Genomic DNA, 16,106 nt, shown 5'->3' with positions numbered 1-16,106 from the left:
CGCATGACGCGCACGGGTAAAAAATCTCGAACGGGCATTCTAGCCGATCCACCCGGCAGACTGACCCGTGCGGCGGCGAATTCCGCCTATTTGGGATCGCGCGCGGCAACGGACACATTGCCGCAATGCAACAATACCCGCGTGCGAACGGCCCGCGCCCGGCGGGCCGGAACGGCGGCCCATCAGAAGATCAGGCGCAGCGCGGTGAACACGAGCATCCCGACGACGATCGTGCCGAGCATGCTGCGCCGCCACAAGAACCAGCCGAGGCCGGCGAGCGCCGCGTAGAACGGATGGTTGGACAGCGCGAACGACAATCCGGCCGGCGTTTCGAGCACGTCGGGCAGCACGACGGCGATGAGCGCGGCGGCCGGCGCGTAGCGCAGCGCGCGCTGCACGCGTTCGGGCAGCACGGTACGCTCGCCGCCGATCAGGAACAGCGCGCGCGTGACGGCCGTGACGATCGTCATCCCGATGATGACGATCCAGATCTCCGTCGCGCTCATTCGATTTCCTTTTCGTGCACGGTTTCGGTGCGGATGCGCCGCCAGTCGGCCCGTTCGACGAAGAAATCGGCCATGCTGCCGGCCGCGAGCGCGGCGAGCACCGCGAGCGGCAGCGCGAGCCGGTACGGCAGGTCGAACGCGACGAGCGACACGATGCCCGCGACCGCGACGGCCGCGAGCGTCGAGCGGTTCGCGACCGCCGACACCATGATCGGGATCAGCGCGAGCGTGCCGGCCAGTTCCAGCCCCCAGCTCGCCGGAAAGAAGCTCGCGAGCAGGATGCCGGCGAGCGACGACACCTGCCACGACACCCAGCTCGCGAGCGCCATCCCCCAGAAATACGCTTCCTTGCCCGGCACGTGGCCGTTCGCGAAGCCCTGTTTCTGGAACAGCAGGTAGATCACGTCGCCGTTGAAATAGCCGATCGCGAGGCGCCGCCACAGCGGCAGGTAGGAAAAATGGGGAGCAAGCCCGGCGCTGAAGATCACGAAGCGAGTGTTGACCATCGCGGCCGTGAGCAGCACGGTCCAGATCGGCAGCTTCGCCGCGAGGAGCGGCAGTACCGCGAGCTGCGACGAGCCCGCGTAGACGAACAGCGACATCGCGCTCGCCTGCCCGAGCGTCATGACCGACTTGCTCATCGCGATGCCGGTAACGAGCCCCCAGGACAGGATGGCCATCAGTGTCGGGGAATAGTCGCGCGCGCCCTGGATCAGCGCGAAGCGGTCGGTGGCGGACAATCGAGCGAGCATGGGAAAGCGGGCCGCAGCGGGCGGTTCGTCGGGACGCCGGCGCCTCCTGCCGGCACGCCCCGTCGTTATTGGAATCGGTGCCAGACGATTATAGCGCCGGCCCCGCGCCGGCCGACCGGATCGTCGCCAAATGACGCTAAAATAACCGTCTTTCCGGCTCAACGCTGCACACAACCGCATCCCAGGAGAATCCTATGTCAATGGCCGACCGCGACGGCAAGATCTGGATGGACGGCAAGCTGATCGACTGGCGCGACGCCAAGATCCACGTCCTGACCCATACGCTGCACTACGGCATGGGCGTCTTCGAGGGCGTGCGCGCGTACAAGACGGCCGACGGCAGCACCGCGATCTTCCGCCTGCGCGAGCACACGAAACGTCTGCTGAATTCCGCGAAGATCTTCCAGATGGACGTGCCGTTCGACCGGGAAACGCTCGAAGCCGCGCAACTCGAAGTCGTGCGCGAGAACAAGCTCGAATCGTGCTACCTGCGTCCGATCATCTGGGTCGGCTCGGAAAAGCTCGGCGTGTCGGCGAAGGGCAACACGATCCATGTCGCGATCGCCGCATGGCCGTGGGGCGCTTACCTCGGCGAGGAGGGCCTCGCTAAGGGCATCCGCGTGAAGACGTCGTCGTTCACGCGCCACCACGTGAACGTGTCGATGGTGCGCGCGAAAGCGTCGGGCTGGTACGTGAACTCGATCCTGGCGAACCAGGAAGCGACGGCCGACGGCTACGACGAGGCGCTGCTGCTGGACGTCGACGGCTACGTGTCGGAAGGTTCCGGCGAGAACTTCTTCCTCGTGAACAACGGCAAGCTGTACACGCCGGACCTGTCGTCGTGCCTCGACGGCATCACGCGCGACACGGTCATCACGCTCGCGAAGGACGCCGGCATCGAGGTGATCGAGAAGCGCATCACGCGCGACGAGGTCTACACGGCCGACGAAGCGTTCTTCACCGGCACGGCCGCTGAAGTCACGCCGATCCGCGAGCTCGACAACCGCACGATCGGCAGCGGCGCGCGCGGCCCCGTCACGGAAAAGCTCCAGTCGGCGTTTTTCGATATCGTGTCGGGCAAGAACGCGAAGTACGCGCACTGGCTGACGAAGGTCTGAGCGCGCCGCGCCACCGACCGCCCCACAAAAGAGTGATAAGAGAAAGTCTCATGAGTGAAATCAAGGAAATGCCGCTGGTCGAGCTGACGGCCAAGGATCTTCCCGCCTACTGCCCGAACCCGGCCATGGCGCGCTGGAGCGCTCACCCGCGCGTCTTCATCGACGTCTCGCACGGCGAGGCGCGCTGCCCGTACTGCGGCACGCGCTACAAGCTGCGCGACGGCGAGGTCGTCAAGGGCCACTGAGCCCGGGCGGCTGCGCCGCCACTCGCGAGGCGGCGCAGCCGGATGCCCGGCGCGCCGCCCTTCTCCATTCTGGCAACCCGAACGCGGCGCCCGCGCGCCGTGCTTCATTACGACATCGGAAGTCCACCTGATGCGTCGAGCGCTGGTTATCGCACCGAACTGGATCGGTGACGCATTGATGGCGCAGCCGCTTTTTGCGCTGCTGACGAAACTCCATCCCCGCATCGCGATCGATGCCGTCGCGCCCTCGTGGGTCGCGCCCGTGCTCGAGCGGATGCCCGAGATCCACGATGTCTACGCGACCGATCTCGCGCACGGCAAGCTGCAGTTGCTGCGCCGCTGGCAGCTCGCGAGCGACCTGCGCGACGTCGGCTACGACGCGGCGTACGTGCTGCCGAATTCGCTGAAGTCCGCGGTGATCCCGTGGCTCGCGAACATCCCGCTGCGGATCGGCTATACGGGCGAGCACCGCTACGGGCTGTTGAACGTGCGGCACGCGAACCCCGACAAGTCGGGCGAGCGGCCGCCGATGACGACCCACTACGCGGCGCTCGCATACGCGCCGGGCGCGAAGCTGCCCGAGTCGATGAAGACGCTGCCCGCGCCGCGCCTCGACGCCGACCTGAACGAGACGGCGCGCGTGTCCGCGCGCTTCAATCTCGATACGCGCAAGCCGCTCGTCGTGTTCTGCCCGGGCGCCGAATACGGCCCGGCCAAGCGCTGGCCGCCCGAGCACTTCGCGTCGCTCGCGACGATCGTGCACCAGTCGTTCCCGTACACGCAGATCGTCGCGCTCGGCTCGCAGAAGGACGCCGCGGCCGCGCAGGCGATCGCCGACCACGCGCCGAACGTGCGCAACCTGTGCGGGCAAACGTCGCTGTCCGAGGCGTGCGCGCTGATCGCGCGCGCGAACGCGGTCGTCACCAACGATTCGGGGCTGATGCACGTCGCCGCCGCGCTGCGCCGGCCGCTCGTCGCGCTGTACGGATCGACCGATCCGCGCCACACCCCTCCGCTGTCGGACCTGGCGAAGGTACAATGGCTGCATCTCGAATGCAGTCCCTGCTTCGAACGCGAGTGCCCGCTCGGCCACCTGAAGTGCCTGCGCGAACTCGGTCCCGAGCAGGTATTCGGCGATTTGCGCGGCATGCTCGTCGGGCAACGCTGACCCTGGCCGGCAGCGTCGCACGGCGCGCCGGGCAATCCGATTCACCGGTGTGCGGCGGCCCCATCCGGGTCGCCGTGCTGAATACGGCGCGCGACGCGCGCGAGAGACAACCCCGATGCCACGTTTTGCCCGCCTCTTCGAAGCCGCTGCCGATACGCTGAACGCCTACTACCAGGCCGTCGCCGATGCCAATCTCGACGCGCTGCTGGCGTTGTGGATCGACGAGGATTTCGCCAGCTGCGTGTGGGCGGACGGCGAGCATCTGCATGGCCTCGACCAGATCCGCAGCGGGCTCGCGAACCGGCTCGCGACACGCCCGGTGACGATCGAACCGCTCGACATTCGCGTCTACGACAGCCTCGGCACAGTCGTCTACACGATCGCCGAAGCGCATCAGCAGGCCGACCTGACGGCCGAACCCGACATGGTTTTCGCGACGTACGTGATGATTCACGAACGCGGCGAGTGGCGCATCGCGCACATCCACGCGAGCCCGATTCCCGAACAAGCGGCCGGGCAGTTCGCCGCGAAGATCCGTCATGGGCAGGGCCCGCTGCACTGACGAAAAGACGAAGCAACGCATACGCGGAGCGATCATGAGTACGGCTTCTCCGCCCACCTCGCCGCTGACCGGGGCCTCGGCCCCAGACGACGACACACTGCGCTATCACGCGCCACGCTGGCTGCCGAACAGCCATGCGCAAACCATCGTGCCCGCGCTGTTCGCGCGACGACCGGCCGTCGCGTACCGGCGCGAGCGCTGGGAAACCCCCGATCACGACTTCATCGATCTCGACTGGGTCGCCTATCTCGATAGTGCGGCGCCACCGCCCGATGCGCCGCTGTTCGTGCTGTTCCACGGCCTCGAAGGCAGCTCCGGTTCGCACTACGCGCTCGCGATGATGGCCGCCGCACGCGCCCAAGGCTGGCACGCCGTCGTGCCGCACTTTCGCAGTTGCAGCGGCGAGATCAACCGCCAGCCGCGCTTCTACCATCTCGCCGACAGCGCCGAGGTCGACTGGATCCTGCGCCGGCTCGCCGCGCAGCATCGCGGCCCGCTGGTCGCCGCCGGCGTATCGCTCGGCGGCAACGTGCTGCTGCGCTGGCTCGGCGAGCATCGCAGCGATACGTCGATCCTCCGGGCGGCCGCCGCGATCTCGACGCCGATCGACGTGCATGCGGGCGGCCGCGCGCTGTCGCAGGGGTTCGCGATGATCTATACGCGCAGCTTCCTGAAGACGCTCAAGCGCAAGGCGCTCGCGAAGCTCGACCAGTATCCGGGGCTGTTCGACCGCGACGCGATGCTGCAGGCCGTGACGATGCGCGACTTCGACGAGGTCGTGACCGCGCCGCTGCACGGTTTCGCGGACGCCGACGACTACTGGACGAAGGCGACGACGCGGCCGCTGCTGCCCGCGATCGACGTGCCGACGCTGATCCTCAACGCCCGCAACGACCCGTTCCTGCCCGAATCGGCACTACCGGGCCCGGCCGACGTATCGCCGGCCGTCGAGCTCGACCAGCCCGCGGCCGGCGGGCACGCGGGATTCATGACCGGGCCGTTCCCCGGCCGCCTCGACTGGCTGTCGGCGCGGGTGTTCGGCTATTGCTCGAAATTCGTCGACCATGGATGACATCGTCAGGCAGGCGCTCGCCAAATGGCCGGACGTGCCGCACTGCACCGGCTGGCTGCTGCTCGACCGGCGCGGCGAATGGCGGCTGCGCGACGACGCGGCGCAGGCGGCCGGCGAGCTCGGCTCGCCGATCCGGCATGCGGCGCTGAACGCGTTCATCGGCCGCAACTACGAATGCGACGCGCACGGCCAGTGGTTCTTCCAGAACGGGCCGCAGCGCGTGTACGTCGAGCTCGCCTATACGCCGTGGATCGTCCGGCTCGCCGAGCGCGACGGAAAGCTCACGCTCACCGACCAGACGGGCGCACCGTTTGAACCGGGCGAAGCGTGGCTCGACGATGGGGGCGGCGTGCTGTTTCACGATGGGGGCACACCGCCGCGCGTCGCGGCGCTGCACGACCACGACCTCGGGCTGTTCGCCGATCACGCGGATTTCGACGCCACGCCGCCCGTGCTGCGCTGGCGTGACGGCCGCACGCTGCCGCTCGGCCACATCGTGTGCGCGGACGTGCCTGCACGGTTCGGCTACGTCGCAAGTCCGGCACGACAGGCACGCGACGCGGCCGACAGCGGCAACTGACCCGCAACCGCACCGCTCGCGTTCGCGGCGCACCGGCCGCTACCCGCGGCCGTTCTTGTCGTCTTCGCGCTCTTCCTTGTAGCGCGCCTCGAATTCCAGCAATCGCGCGCCGATGATCGACTGCTCGTAGAACGACACGTCCTTCGCGTCGCGCGCTTCCTTCAACTGGCGGATCGCCGACGGCCACGCGCCGTCGAGCGCGAGTTTCTCCGCGAGCGCGCGGCGCCGCGCGAGCACGTCGCCCTTGCCGTCGCTCGCCTTCGCGAGGTAGTCCCACCAGTCCGGCTGCTCGGGATCGGCCTTCGCCTGCGCGCGTGCGAGCGCCTGCGCTTCGGCGAAGCGGCGCGCGGCGATCAGCGCCTGCAGGTGCGCGACGATCGCCGCGTGCGACGCCGGCCAGCGCCGCTGCGCGAGCGCCGCGAGCCGCACCGCATCGTCGGTCCGGCCCGCACGGCGCGCGATGTCGGCGGCCAGCACGTCGAGGCTCGGCGAACTGGTCGCCGGGTCGCCCTCGCGCCGCTCGCGCGCATCGAGCGCGCCGCGCGCCGATGCGAGCGCCTTGTCTGCTGCGTCGTACTGGCCGAGCAGCATGTTCGCGAGCGCGATGCCGTACTCGTTCGCCGCGACGTTCGGCGCCGTGCGATCATCGATCTCGAGCTGCATCCGGCGCGCTTCGGCCGAGATATCGGTTGGCGCGCGGTTCTGCAGGACGCGCAGCCGCGCGCGCACGAATCCGTATTCGGCCGACTGGCGCGGCTGCCGGTACGGCGCGCGGCGCGCGCGATCCTCCATGTCGGCGATCCGCTCGCCGGTCAGCGGGTGCGTGCGCGCATAGGCCGGCACGCCCGCATCGCCCATCGACGCGCGGTCGAGCCGCTCGAAGAAGCCCGGCATCCCGTACGGGTCGTAGCCCGCGCCGGCGAGCAACTGGAAGCCGACGCGATCGGCCTCGCGCTCGGCCGAACGCGAGAAGCGCAACTGGTTGTCGACCGCGTACGCCTGCCCGCCCACCGCGATCGCGCTGCCGAGATCGCCGCTTCTCGCGAGCACGCCGGCCAGCACGCCGAGCAGCATCGTCGCGAGCGCCGTGTAGCCGGTCTTCTCGCTTGCGCTGATCATCCGTGCGATGTGCCGCTGCAGCACGTGGCCCATCTCGTGGCCGACCACTGACGCGAGTTCCGATTCCGTCTGCGTCGTCACGACGAGCCCGCTGTTGATCCCGATGAAGCCGCCCGGCATCGAGAATGCGTTGATCTGCGGGTCGCGCACCGGGAACAGGTCGAAGTCCGGCATGTATCCGCCGATATAGCGCGCGGCCGCCGCGGCCGCGAGGCGAGCCGCCATCGCGTTCAGGTAGTCGCGCACGAGCCAGTCGTCGAGATAGTCGGGATCGCGCCGCACTTCGCGCATCACGCGCTCGCCGAGCCGGCGCTCGGCCCGCGGCGTCAGCGAACCGCCGGAGCCGTCGCCGAGATCGGGCAGCTCGAGTGCGCGCAGCGGCGCGCGCAGGCTCGCGGCCGGCGCCGACGCACCGCCCGTGCCCGCAAACCGGCTCTCCGCGCCGCCGTACGTACCGAACACGCCGGTCGCGATGCCTGACGGCACGGTGGAAATCGACGGGGAATCGCCGGCCGCCGCCTCGAGCGGTGGCGCGGACGCGCTCTGCGCATGGCCGCTCGGCGGCAATGCGAGCGCTACCGACAGCGACACGGCAAGCAACTGTTTGACACGCATGGCAGGATGAAAACGACGCCGTCCCGCGCGCCGGGCGCGCATCGCGGCGTTTGGTCTGAATATTCGGGTCATTGTACCGGCGCATGCGCGACTGTCTCGTACCGCGCATGCGTCATCTGCGCCCCCGGCGACGCGAACGCCGCTGCTATGATAAGCGCCCGTTGAGACGGAGCATGACATGTCAGGACTCACCCATTTCGATGCCGCCGGCCATGCGCACATGGTCGACGTCGGCGGCAAGCAGGAAACCCAACGCATCGCGATCGCGCGCGGCACGATCCGGATGCTGCCGGCCACGTTCGCGCTGATCCGCGACGGCAAGGCAAAGAAAGGCGACGTGCTCGGCGTCGCGCGCATCGCGGCCATCCAGGGCGCCAAGCGCACGGCCGACCTCATTCCGCTGTGCCACCCGCTCGCGCTGACGCGCGTGGCCGTCGACTTCGAACTCGACGATGCGCTGCCGGGCGTGCACTGCGTCGTGCAGGTCGAGACGTTCGGCCGGACCGGCGTCGAGATGGAAGCGCTGACCGCCGTGCAGGTCGGGCTGCTGACCGTCTACGACATGTGCAAGGCGGTCGATCGCGGGATGGTGATCACCGAGGTGAGCGTGCGGGAAAAGCGCGGCGGGAAGTCGGGGGACTGGAAGGCGGAAGACGTCGCGGGTTGACCGGCCGGGACGCCGCCAGCCGGCAAATTCGAGATAAAACCGGTTATCTCATACAATTATTGAATTCTGCACGAGAGAGCGTGCGAACCAGCACAAAAAGAGCGAGCACTGGTGATGAATTCGCAAGAGTTAAGAAGCGCGTTGCTGGCCGGACCGGTTCAGCATGAACGGCTTGTCAAACTGGATACGCCGCTCGGCCCCGACGTCCTGCTGCCGCATCGCGTCAAGGGACGCTCGCGGCTCGGGCGTCATTTCGAGTTCACTGTCGATACCGTCTCGGTATCCGACAACCTCGAACTCAAGAAACTGATCGCGCAGCCGGTAACGCTGTGGATCCAGCAGGCCGACCAGTCGTACGCGCCTCACCACGGCTACGTACATGCCGCCCGCCGGCTCGGATCGGACAGCGGCGTCACACACTATCAGATCGTCTTTGCGTCGTTCCTGCACTTCCTGAAGTTCCGCCGCGATCAGCGCATCTGGCAGGACCGGTCCGCGGACGACATCATCACCGACGTGCTGAACCAGCATCCGCAGGCCAAGGGTCGCTTCACCTTCAGGCTCTACCAGCCGCTGCCGTCCCGCTCGTTCTGCATGCAATACGAAGACGACTGGAATTTCGTGCATCGCCTGATGGAATCGGAAGGCCTGTACGGCTTCTGGGAACAGGACAAGGACGGCAAGTCGCATCAGCTCGTCATCGTCGACCGCATCGACGCATTGCCCGCGCTGTCGCCGCGAACCGTGCGCTTTCATCATGCAGGCACGGGCGACGAAGCCGACACGCTCGTCCAGTTTTCCGGTACGCGTACGCTGCGAAGCGTCGAGCGCACCACGCGCACGTTCGACTACAAGCAGCCGCCCACCGCGTCGAATCCGAAAGCGACCCATACGCCGACGATCGCGAACCAGGGTGACCTGCCGCAGCAGCTCGAAGTCTACGAATACACGGGCGCCTACACGTACCCCGAGCAGTCCCGCGGCGATCATCTGTCGAAGATCTGGATGGAGGAGCAGGAGTCGCACGCGAAGCGCTTTCACGGCGTCGGCGGTGTGCGGCGCATGGACGCGGGACGCACGTTCGAGTTCGCGGATCACCCCGAACACGACAAGGACGATGCCGGCCAGCGCGAATTCGCCGTGATCGAGACGGCATGGATCATCGTCAACAACCTGCCCGTCGGTGACGGCGAGGCCGCCTTCCCGCACAGCCTGCAGGCCGAGGTCGGCAGCATCGTGCAAGCCGGCGGTGCCGACCGGTCGCGCGTTCGCCATCCTGACGGCAGCGAGGGCTTTTTCCGGATCAACGTCGAAGCGCAGCGCACGACCGTGCCGTTCCGCAGCCCGCTCGAACATGCGAAACCGCCGATGCACCTGCAATCGGCGATCGTCGTCGCACCGCAAGGCGAGGAAGTCCATACCGACGAACTCAACCGGGTCAAGGTCCGCTTCCATTGGGACCGCCTCAACGACGGCGACGAGAAGGCATCGTGCTGGCTGCGTGCCGTGACGTCGGATTCGGGCAATGGCTACGGCGCCGTTCACCCGCACCGCAGCGGCGAGGAGGTGCTGGTCGATTTCCTCGGCGGCGACTGCGATCGCCCGATCATCGTCGGCAAGCTGTACAACGGCGCGACGAGCCCGCAGTGGCACACCAACGGGATCCTGTCCGGATACCGGTCCAAGGAATACGCGGGCGCCGGCTACAACCAGCTGGTGCTCGACGACGCGACATCGCAGAACCGCGTGCACCTGTACAGCAGCCAGACCAACGCACACCTGCACCTCGGCTACCTGATCGACCACACGGGCAACAACCGCGGCAGCTATCTCGGCAGCGGCTTCGACCTGCGGTCCGACGCATTTGGCGCCGTGCGCGCGAATCGCGGCCTGTACGTCACGACGCATCCGAAACAGCCGGCAAGCCAACCGCTCGACGTCGAGGAGACGCAACAGCAACTCGTTCGCGCGGAAGGCCTGATGGAGGCGATGTCGGATGTCAGCGCACAGCATCAGGGCGAGTCGCTCGACCCCGGCCACTCGGCGCTGAAGCAGTTCACCGACGCGACGCAGAACAGCGTGAGCGGCAGTGCGTCGGGCGGCCGAACTGCCGGCGGCGGAACCGGCAGCGCCAATGCGTTCAAGGAGCCGGTGATGCTGTTCGGCAGCCCGGCCGGCATCGGGATGTCCACGCAGCAGTCCACGCAGCTTGCCGCGGACCGGCACATCAATCTCGTCAGCGGGCAAAGCACGCACGTCGCCGCCGGAAAGTCGCTGATCGCGAGCGTCCTCGACCGCATCAGCCTGTTCGCGCAGAACGCGGGGATGAAACTGTTCGCGGGCAAGGGCAAGGTCGAAGTCCAGGCGCACGCGGACAACATCGAGCTGACCGCGCAGAAGGCGCTGAAGCTGATGGCGGTCACCGAGTCGATCGAAGGCGCCGCGGCGAAGGAAATCCTGCTGACGTCCGGCGGCGCCTACATCCGCATCGCGGGCGGCAACATCGAAGTGCACGCGCCCGGCAAGATCGACATCAAGGGTGCGCAGCATGCGTTCAGCGGCCCCACGCACCTGTCGCAAACCATGCCGACGCTGCCGAACTCGACCGGCAACTACGATCAGGCGTTCATCGCGCACTGGGCCGGCACCGACATTCCGGTCGCGAACACGCGGTACCAGATGTTCTCGAACGGCAAGCTGCTCTCGGAAGGCGTCACCAACGCGGCGGGTGAGACGGGGCTCACACAGAGCCACGTGCCGCATGACGTCGTCGTCAAGTTTCTAGGGAAATCGAATGGCTGACGGACAACAGGACAAGGTGCTCGGCACCGGCTCGGGGATGCTGACGCCGACGGGGTACAAGGATCGGCCGAAGGTAGAGATCAACATTTGCGACAAGCATGTAACGCCGGCGCCGAAATGGATCGTCGGCACCTGCCCGTTCTACTATCGACCGCTTCACGGCGCCTATCTTGAAACGGTTGAAAAGGTCAGTATGTCGAGCATTTGGTCGACCATCAAGGGCTTCGCCCTCTCGTGGGATCCATGGACCGACTCCGATGTCGCGCACCGCCTCCTGCATCGGCGCGAGCAACTGATCGAGCCCGGCAGTTCGGATTCCGACTGGTCGCGGCATGGAAACTTCATGATGCGTCATATCGGATGCGGACATAACCCGCCCGATTACTACATCAGCTACGGCTACTACTATTGCTCCGACTACGGCGCCAACCTCCTCCCGCGACTGTCCGCCCAGGGAAAAGCGTGGTTGAACAAGGCTCGGAAGCTTCTCCAGGCCAACATGGAAGACGGCCTGAACCAGAACATGATGGGCAACACGATCCAGATGGCCAGCCCAACACCGGGAAACGGTGGAGTCGATATGACCTGGCCGCAATTCGAACTGGAAATGAACAACGAAAAATTCAAGGAGTTCGCGTTCAAGACGCACCCGATGGCCTACCTCGACGGAGGATTGGCGGACCTGCCGATCATGGATCTCGTCAAGATCGGGATGCGTCCGAACATCCAGGAATGGGGTGACGGAAGAACGTGGGGGCAGGCTCGCGATTCGGCCATCCCCGTTCTCCGGAACAAGGCCGAGGAATGGGATGTCGACGATCCGGTCGGCAAGGCGCTCGGAAGGCTGCTGGTGAAGTGACATGCGAAAAGGCAAACGATGGCTTTTGATCGCGGGATGCGTTCTTGTTCTGCCGATCGCTATTTACGGATATACGGAAATGACTTCAGGGTGGAAAACGGTATCGACCGAATTCATGCGCAACGACAAGCCGTACGGCGCGGGCGCATTTCGCGTGCAACGTAACGACTTCATGTCATTGAAGGTTGCGAGACCGGAACTCACGTTCAAGCCGGAAAGCGAGCAGAAGAACCCTGACGTCGCGGAGTTCGCCGAACCGTGGATGGACGACTCGAACGAGCGCCTGAACCGGTCCACCGTCAGTTTCCTGCGCGGCACCTTGGGCGGCAACGTCGCACTCCACTTCCGGCAGCCGGGCCAGACCGCGTCATGGTGGTACTCGCCCGACTGGCGTGTCCTGTACGTCAGTACCGGCTGGATGGATTACAAGGCGCCTCGCCCCGACGACGGCGCGGTCCCTCAGACCACCAAGCTCTGGAAATCGAGCGATGGAGGCCAGCACTGGTCCCAACTCCAATGGCAGGCGGACCATAACATCAGCCGGTTGCTGTTCATCGACGCTCAACGTGGCTACGCGATCGGCTGGGGGCCGCGTGTCTGGCGAACGGCAGACGGCGGCCAATCGTGGCAGGCAATCAAGGCGCCTCCAGGCGCGATCGTCCAGGGCAAGCCGCGCAGAACTTTCGACGGTACCAACCTCGGCCCGGACGGCACATTGCGCGTTGCCTATCAGGGCGCCAACGCCGAGCATCCGCAACTGGCCGGCATCGTCAGTCGGCTCGGCTGGGATCAGCAGGACTTCACCCAGGAAGCGGTGCTGCCCGGACAAGTCGTCGTCAGCCTCGAATCACCGCCGGCACCCTCTCGGGATTACGCCCTGTATGCGCTGTCACGCGCGAGTAGTGAATCCGGTGGCGGCCATGGTGCAGGTACCCTTTCAACCTGGACCAGCGAGCACCCCGATCACATCCGGCAGTTGCACACATTCGAAGATCGCTTGACGCTCAACGGACTGAGCGCGGGGCGCAACGGCGTCCTGCTTGTCCACGCGACCGATCCAAACACCGCCAACGGCGGTGGCTCGCCCATCGACCTGACCATTAGCAGCACCGACGACGGCAAGACGTGGCAGCAGACCACCGACAAGGCTTCGCAGGGCGGCTACTTTGACCCGGAATCGAATACGCTCTACTCGGTGTTTGCCTACACGCTGAGGAAGCGGCAATTCTGATTGCCGCCCGATGTGCTTGGCGCGGGCTGCGTCCGAAGAGCTCGACGAAGCCTGCGACATGACCCGTCTTACGAGCAAACACAACGGCACGTTTCAGTGATCGAGAAAGCCGTCGCGCTCGAGGCCAGTCAAGCGCCAATCCGAATTCCTCCGTCGACTTCCGCCGGTCCCCATGCGAAATCTGTCCATTTTGAAGCGACTGGCTGCCATCGCGCTCGGCAGCGCCGCGCTGAGTTTTCTGTACGAAAGCACCGGCGCTCGATGGGAAACCGTTTCGTCGGAGGTCATGTGGCCGGACCCGCCGGTGGGTGGCGGGGATTTCTACCTCAATGGCAGCGCGATCATGTCGCTCACGGTCTCCGATCCCGTGATTACGTTGAAGCCTGCCAGCGAGTTGAAAGACCCGATGGTCGCCGAACCCACTGAAGCATGGATGAACAATGCGGGAGAAACGCTGAATCGACGAACCGCGAATTTTTTCCGCGGTACGATCGATCACGGGCTGCAGCGCTTCTTTCAGGCGCCCGGCCAGCACACCGCGTGGTGGCATTCGCGGGACGGGAACATCCACTTGATCAGTGCCGGCTGGATAAGCTACACGTCTCCGCAGACTGCAGATGATCTCGTCCCGCAGCAAACCCGGGTCTGGAAATCGCTCGACGGCGGCCACCACTGGTCACGGCTCGAATGGCCCGAGCACGAAGATATCGAACAATTCCTTTTCATCGATGCGCAGCACGGCTACGCGATCGGCTGGGGCCCTACCGTCCGACGCACATCGGACGGCGGCGAATCCTGGAAGCAGATTGCGCCACCGCCGGGCGCGATTGTCCCCGGTGAAACTCGGCGCAAGTTCAAAGGCGTGAACCTTGGCCCGGATGGCGTACTGCGAGTGGCTTACCACGTTGATCGATCAGCCACGGCCCCTGCCCGCAGCGTCATATATCGGCTCGCCCCGGATCAGCAGGCGTTCGTTCCGGATGCCGTCCTGCCGAACCAGTCAGTCGTCCAGCTCGCGTCGACGCCTGCCACGGCCGGGAGCTACGCGCTTTACGTGCTGTCCCGCCTCGACAATGAGAGCGACATCGACGCCACACGGGATCGCGGACACCGGACCGGCGCACTTTCCTCATGGACGAACGCGCAACCCGAGCACGTCCGGCAATTGGCGACGTTTGACAAGAAGCTCATTCTGGGTGGCCTCGACGTGGGCCGCGATGGCCTGCTGCTCGTGTACGCGATCGATCCCAAGCAGGCAATCGACGATCCACCGGTCGCCCAGATGTTCAGTAGCACTGACGCGGGCAAGACCTGGAAGCAGTTTGACGACGAGACGATCTATCGCAGCAAGTACTTCGACCCGGATACGAACACGCTCTATTCGCTTCTCGGTGCGAGACTGAAGAAGCTGTCGTTCCCGATGCGAAATGCCGTCGTTTCAAAAGACTAAACTCCCTCGCTACAACCTGAGAAACCATTCGATGATGAAAACGCTGCATTACGCCGCGCTCTCGCTGTGTGTCGCCGCCTTGCCGGCCGCCGCCTTCGCCGCCGGCACCTGCCCCGCCGCCGACACCGCCGCGCTCGCGGCAATCGACGCGCAGCACCGCGTGCAACAGGTCCGCAATCCGCAAGGCGACGGTGGCGGCAACGTCGATATCTCGCCGCCGCTGCGCGACGCGCTTCGCGCGTACAAGCAGGCGCTCGTCGGCGCGATCGACGCGCGGCTCGCGTGCAGCGACGAACACGTCGAACCGGCTGCACTGAAACGCACACTCGCGGCCGCGCTCGGCGTGCCGGCCCAATCGACCCAGTCGGCCGCGCTGAAAAACGGCGAATCGGCGTTCGGCCGCAATCCGGAAGTCGACGTCGAACGCGGCGGCACGTCCCGCCCGCTCCTCTTCGTGCGCGCCAGCTTCGACATCGCGTGCGGCGACGACAACCTGCTCACCGCGTACGCATGGGAAAACGGCGGCTGGCGGCGCGTGCTGCGCTGGCAGGCCGACGATTACAAGGACATCGGCGGCGCCTACGGCGGCGGCTTCTGGTTCTCGGCGCTGCCCGGCGGGCAGGTCGCGGTCGTCCACGGCACGCCGTGGTGCTCGTCGCGCTGGAGCCGGTTCGGCGCGGACGTCCTTGCACCGGCAGACGGCCCGACCGCGCAACGCACGCTGCTCCATACCGAACACGGCTACGTGATCGACGACGACGCGATCCGTTTCAAGGTGCGCCCAGACGGCTTCGAACTGCGCACGACGGTCGGCTCGCTCGACAGCGAAGTCATGACGCGGCTGGGCATCTTCCGCTACCGCGTCGACGGCGACACCGTGCAACGCGTGCAGCCCGCGGCGCTCAACGGCCGCGATTTCGTCGACGAATGGCTGAAGGTGGACGATGCGCTTGCGCGCGAATGGAGCGAGCCCGCCGCCGCAGCGGCCGCGCTGAAAGCCCGGCAGGCGTTCAACACGGAAAGCAAGGCGCCTGATACCGGCTTCGCGTACGGCCCCGTGCGCGGCTGCTCGGACAGCAAGGATCGCTTTCAGGTCGAACTCGATCTGACGGGCAAGAGCGGGGAAACCGTCGCGCGGCGCTATGCGCTGATTCGCCAGGAGCGCAACGGGTTCACGATGCTCGGGCTGCACAATTCGGCCGAACAGGCCTGCCGCGGCGCGAACCTGATGCCGCAGCACTGAACATCGGGCACGCGCGGCGCGATGACCGCGCGTATCGACTTTCGACGGCCGCGCGAAACGGCGCGGCCGGACAGAGACAATACCCGACGGAAAGCGGCGCGCAGCGCGCGCCGTCCG

15 protein-coding genes are annotated in these 16,106 nt (G+C 66.3%); 12 read left to right on the top strand and 3 right to left on the bottom strand.

Features of this window, described 5'->3' with window-relative positions:
• Positions 1-182 precede the first annotated feature (182 nt).
• Both JYG32_RS17420 and JYG32_RS17415 read right to left on the bottom strand, forming a co-directional pair.
• Positions 183-506, bottom strand: a complete 324-nt coding sequence (locus JYG32_RS17420) for an AzlD domain-containing protein (protein WP_174384204.1) — start codon at positions 504-506, stop codon at positions 183-185.
• A complete protein-coding gene (locus JYG32_RS17415) occupies positions 503-1,258 on the bottom strand; it encodes an AzlC family ABC transporter permease (RefSeq protein WP_174384203.1) in 756 nt (251 codons plus the stop codon). The genes JYG32_RS17420 and JYG32_RS17415 overlap by 4 nt, the downstream gene beginning before the upstream one ends.
• Positions 1,259-1,452: 194 nt before the next feature.
• Between JYG32_RS17415 and JYG32_RS17410 the strand changes: the two genes are divergently transcribed.
• From JYG32_RS17410 to JYG32_RS17385, 6 genes are all read left to right on the top strand, one after another.
• Positions 1,453-2,376 carry a branched-chain amino acid transaminase gene (locus tag JYG32_RS17410; protein ID WP_047898927.1) on the top strand — a complete coding sequence of 308 codons (924 nt, stop codon included), beginning with the start codon at positions 1,453-1,455 and terminating at the stop codon, positions 2,374-2,376.
• A 50-nt stretch (positions 2,377-2,426) separates the two neighbouring features.
• A complete protein-coding gene (locus JYG32_RS17405) occupies positions 2,427-2,621 on the top strand; it encodes a zinc-finger domain-containing protein (RefSeq protein ID WP_006749970.1) in 195 nt (64 codons plus the stop codon).
• 130 nt (positions 2,622-2,751) lie between these two features.
• Entirely contained in the window at positions 2,752-3,789 is a 1,038-nt protein-coding gene (gene waaF, locus JYG32_RS17400; RefSeq protein ID WP_174384202.1) for a lipopolysaccharide heptosyltransferase II, read from the top strand.
• 115 nt (positions 3,790-3,904) lie between these two features.
• Positions 3,905-4,351 (top strand): nuclear transport factor 2 family protein, encoded by a 447-nt coding sequence (locus JYG32_RS17395; RefSeq protein ID WP_034178922.1) that lies wholly within the window; start codon positions 3,905-3,907, stop codon positions 4,349-4,351.
• Between the two features lie 34 nt (positions 4,352-4,385).
• Positions 4,386-5,423, top strand: coding sequence for a hydrolase (locus JYG32_RS17390; protein WP_213264203.1), 1,038 nt, complete (start codon positions 4,386-4,388; stop codon positions 5,421-5,423).
• Positions 5,416-6,003 (top strand): DUF2946 family protein, encoded by a 588-nt coding sequence (locus JYG32_RS17385; protein ID WP_213264202.1) that lies wholly within the window; start codon positions 5,416-5,418, stop codon positions 6,001-6,003. The genes JYG32_RS17390 and JYG32_RS17385 overlap by 8 nt, the downstream gene beginning before the upstream one ends.
• A 39-nt stretch (positions 6,004-6,042) precedes the next feature.
• Here the strand turns inward: JYG32_RS17385 and JYG32_RS17380 are convergent, their stop codons facing one another.
• Positions 6,043-7,737, bottom strand: coding sequence for a M48 family metalloprotease (locus JYG32_RS17380; RefSeq protein ID WP_213264201.1), 1,695 nt, complete (start codon positions 7,735-7,737; stop codon positions 6,043-6,045).
• A 178-nt stretch (positions 7,738-7,915) separates the two neighbouring features.
• Here JYG32_RS17380 and moaC point away from each other — a divergent pair, with 178 nt between their 5' ends.
• The 6 genes from moaC to JYG32_RS17350 all read left to right on the top strand — a co-directional run bounded on the left by moaC (position 7,916) and on the right by JYG32_RS17350 (position 15,989).
• The gene (gene moaC / locus JYG32_RS17375) at positions 7,916-8,404 is read left to right on the top strand and encodes a cyclic pyranopterin monophosphate synthase MoaC (RefSeq protein ID WP_213264200.1); all 489 of its coding nucleotides are present in this window, start codon (positions 7,916-7,918) and stop codon (positions 8,402-8,404) included.
• A 114-nt stretch (positions 8,405-8,518) separates the two neighbouring features.
• Complete coding sequence (locus JYG32_RS17370; RefSeq protein WP_213264199.1) at positions 8,519-11,206, top strand: type VI secretion system Vgr family protein; 2,688 nt, start codon at positions 8,519-8,521, stop codon at positions 11,204-11,206.
• On the top strand, positions 11,199-12,065 hold the full coding sequence (locus JYG32_RS17365) for a hypothetical protein (RefSeq protein ID WP_174382221.1): 867 nt from the start codon (positions 11,199-11,201) through the stop codon (positions 12,063-12,065). Before JYG32_RS17370 ends, JYG32_RS17365 begins: the two co-directional genes overlap by 8 nt.
• Before the next feature lie 79 nt (positions 12,066-12,144).
• The gene (locus tag JYG32_RS17360; RefSeq protein ID WP_174382223.1) at positions 12,145-13,296 is read left to right on the top strand and encodes a WD40/YVTN/BNR-like repeat-containing protein; all 1,152 of its coding nucleotides are present in this window, start codon (positions 12,145-12,147) and stop codon (positions 13,294-13,296) included.
• A 172-nt stretch (positions 13,297-13,468) separates the two neighbouring features.
• Entirely contained in the window at positions 13,469-14,746 is a 1,278-nt protein-coding gene (locus JYG32_RS17355) for a WD40/YVTN/BNR-like repeat-containing protein (protein ID WP_174382220.1), read from the top strand.
• Positions 14,747-14,777: 31 nt separating this feature from the next.
• The gene (locus JYG32_RS17350; protein WP_213264198.1) at positions 14,778-15,989 is read left to right on the top strand and encodes a hypothetical protein; all 1,212 of its coding nucleotides are present in this window, start codon (positions 14,778-14,780) and stop codon (positions 15,987-15,989) included.
• Positions 15,990-16,106: the final 117 nt, after the last annotated feature.

Source organism: Burkholderia pyrrocinia, from assembly GCF_018417535.1.
GTDB lineage: Bacteria > Pseudomonadota > Gammaproteobacteria > Burkholderiales > Burkholderiaceae > Burkholderia > Burkholderia pyrrocinia_E.
Note: the sequence above shows the minus strand (reverse complement) of the source record. Positions and strands in the feature narration are given on the sequence as shown.

Coding starts and splice junctions, on each gene's coding strand:
- JYG32_RS17420 (WP_174384204.1), bottom strand. CDS start 506: ATGAGCGCGACGGAGATCTGGATCGTCATCATCGGGATGACGATCGTC.
- JYG32_RS17415 (WP_174384203.1), bottom strand. CDS start 1,258: ATGCTCGCTCGATTGTCCGCCACCGACCGCTTCGCGCTGATCCAGGGC.
- JYG32_RS17410 (WP_047898927.1), top strand. CDS start 1,453: ATGTCAATGGCCGACCGCGACGGCAAGATCTGGATGGACGGCAAGCTG.
- JYG32_RS17405 (WP_006749970.1), top strand. CDS start 2,427: ATGAGTGAAATCAAGGAAATGCCGCTGGTCGAGCTGACGGCCAAGGAT.
- waaF (WP_174384202.1), top strand. CDS start 2,752: ATGCGTCGAGCGCTGGTTATCGCACCGAACTGGATCGGTGACGCATTG.
- JYG32_RS17395 (WP_034178922.1), top strand. CDS start 3,905: ATGCCACGTTTTGCCCGCCTCTTCGAAGCCGCTGCCGATACGCTGAAC.
- JYG32_RS17390 (WP_213264203.1), top strand. CDS start 4,386: ATGAGTACGGCTTCTCCGCCCACCTCGCCGCTGACCGGGGCCTCGGCC.
- JYG32_RS17385 (WP_213264202.1), top strand. CDS start 5,416: ATGGATGACATCGTCAGGCAGGCGCTCGCCAAATGGCCGGACGTGCCG.
- JYG32_RS17380 (WP_213264201.1), bottom strand. CDS start 7,737: ATGCGTGTCAAACAGTTGCTTGCCGTGTCGCTGTCGGTAGCGCTCGCA.
- moaC (WP_213264200.1), top strand. CDS start 7,916: ATGTCAGGACTCACCCATTTCGATGCCGCCGGCCATGCGCACATGGTC.
- JYG32_RS17370 (WP_213264199.1), top strand. CDS start 8,519: ATGAATTCGCAAGAGTTAAGAAGCGCGTTGCTGGCCGGACCGGTTCAG.
- JYG32_RS17365 (WP_174382221.1), top strand. CDS start 11,199: ATGGCTGACGGACAACAGGACAAGGTGCTCGGCACCGGCTCGGGGATG.
- JYG32_RS17360 (WP_174382223.1), top strand. CDS start 12,145: ATGACTTCAGGGTGGAAAACGGTATCGACCGAATTCATGCGCAACGAC.
- JYG32_RS17355 (WP_174382220.1), top strand. CDS start 13,469: ATGCGAAATCTGTCCATTTTGAAGCGACTGGCTGCCATCGCGCTCGGC.
- JYG32_RS17350 (WP_213264198.1), top strand. CDS start 14,778: ATGATGAAAACGCTGCATTACGCCGCGCTCTCGCTGTGTGTCGCCGCC.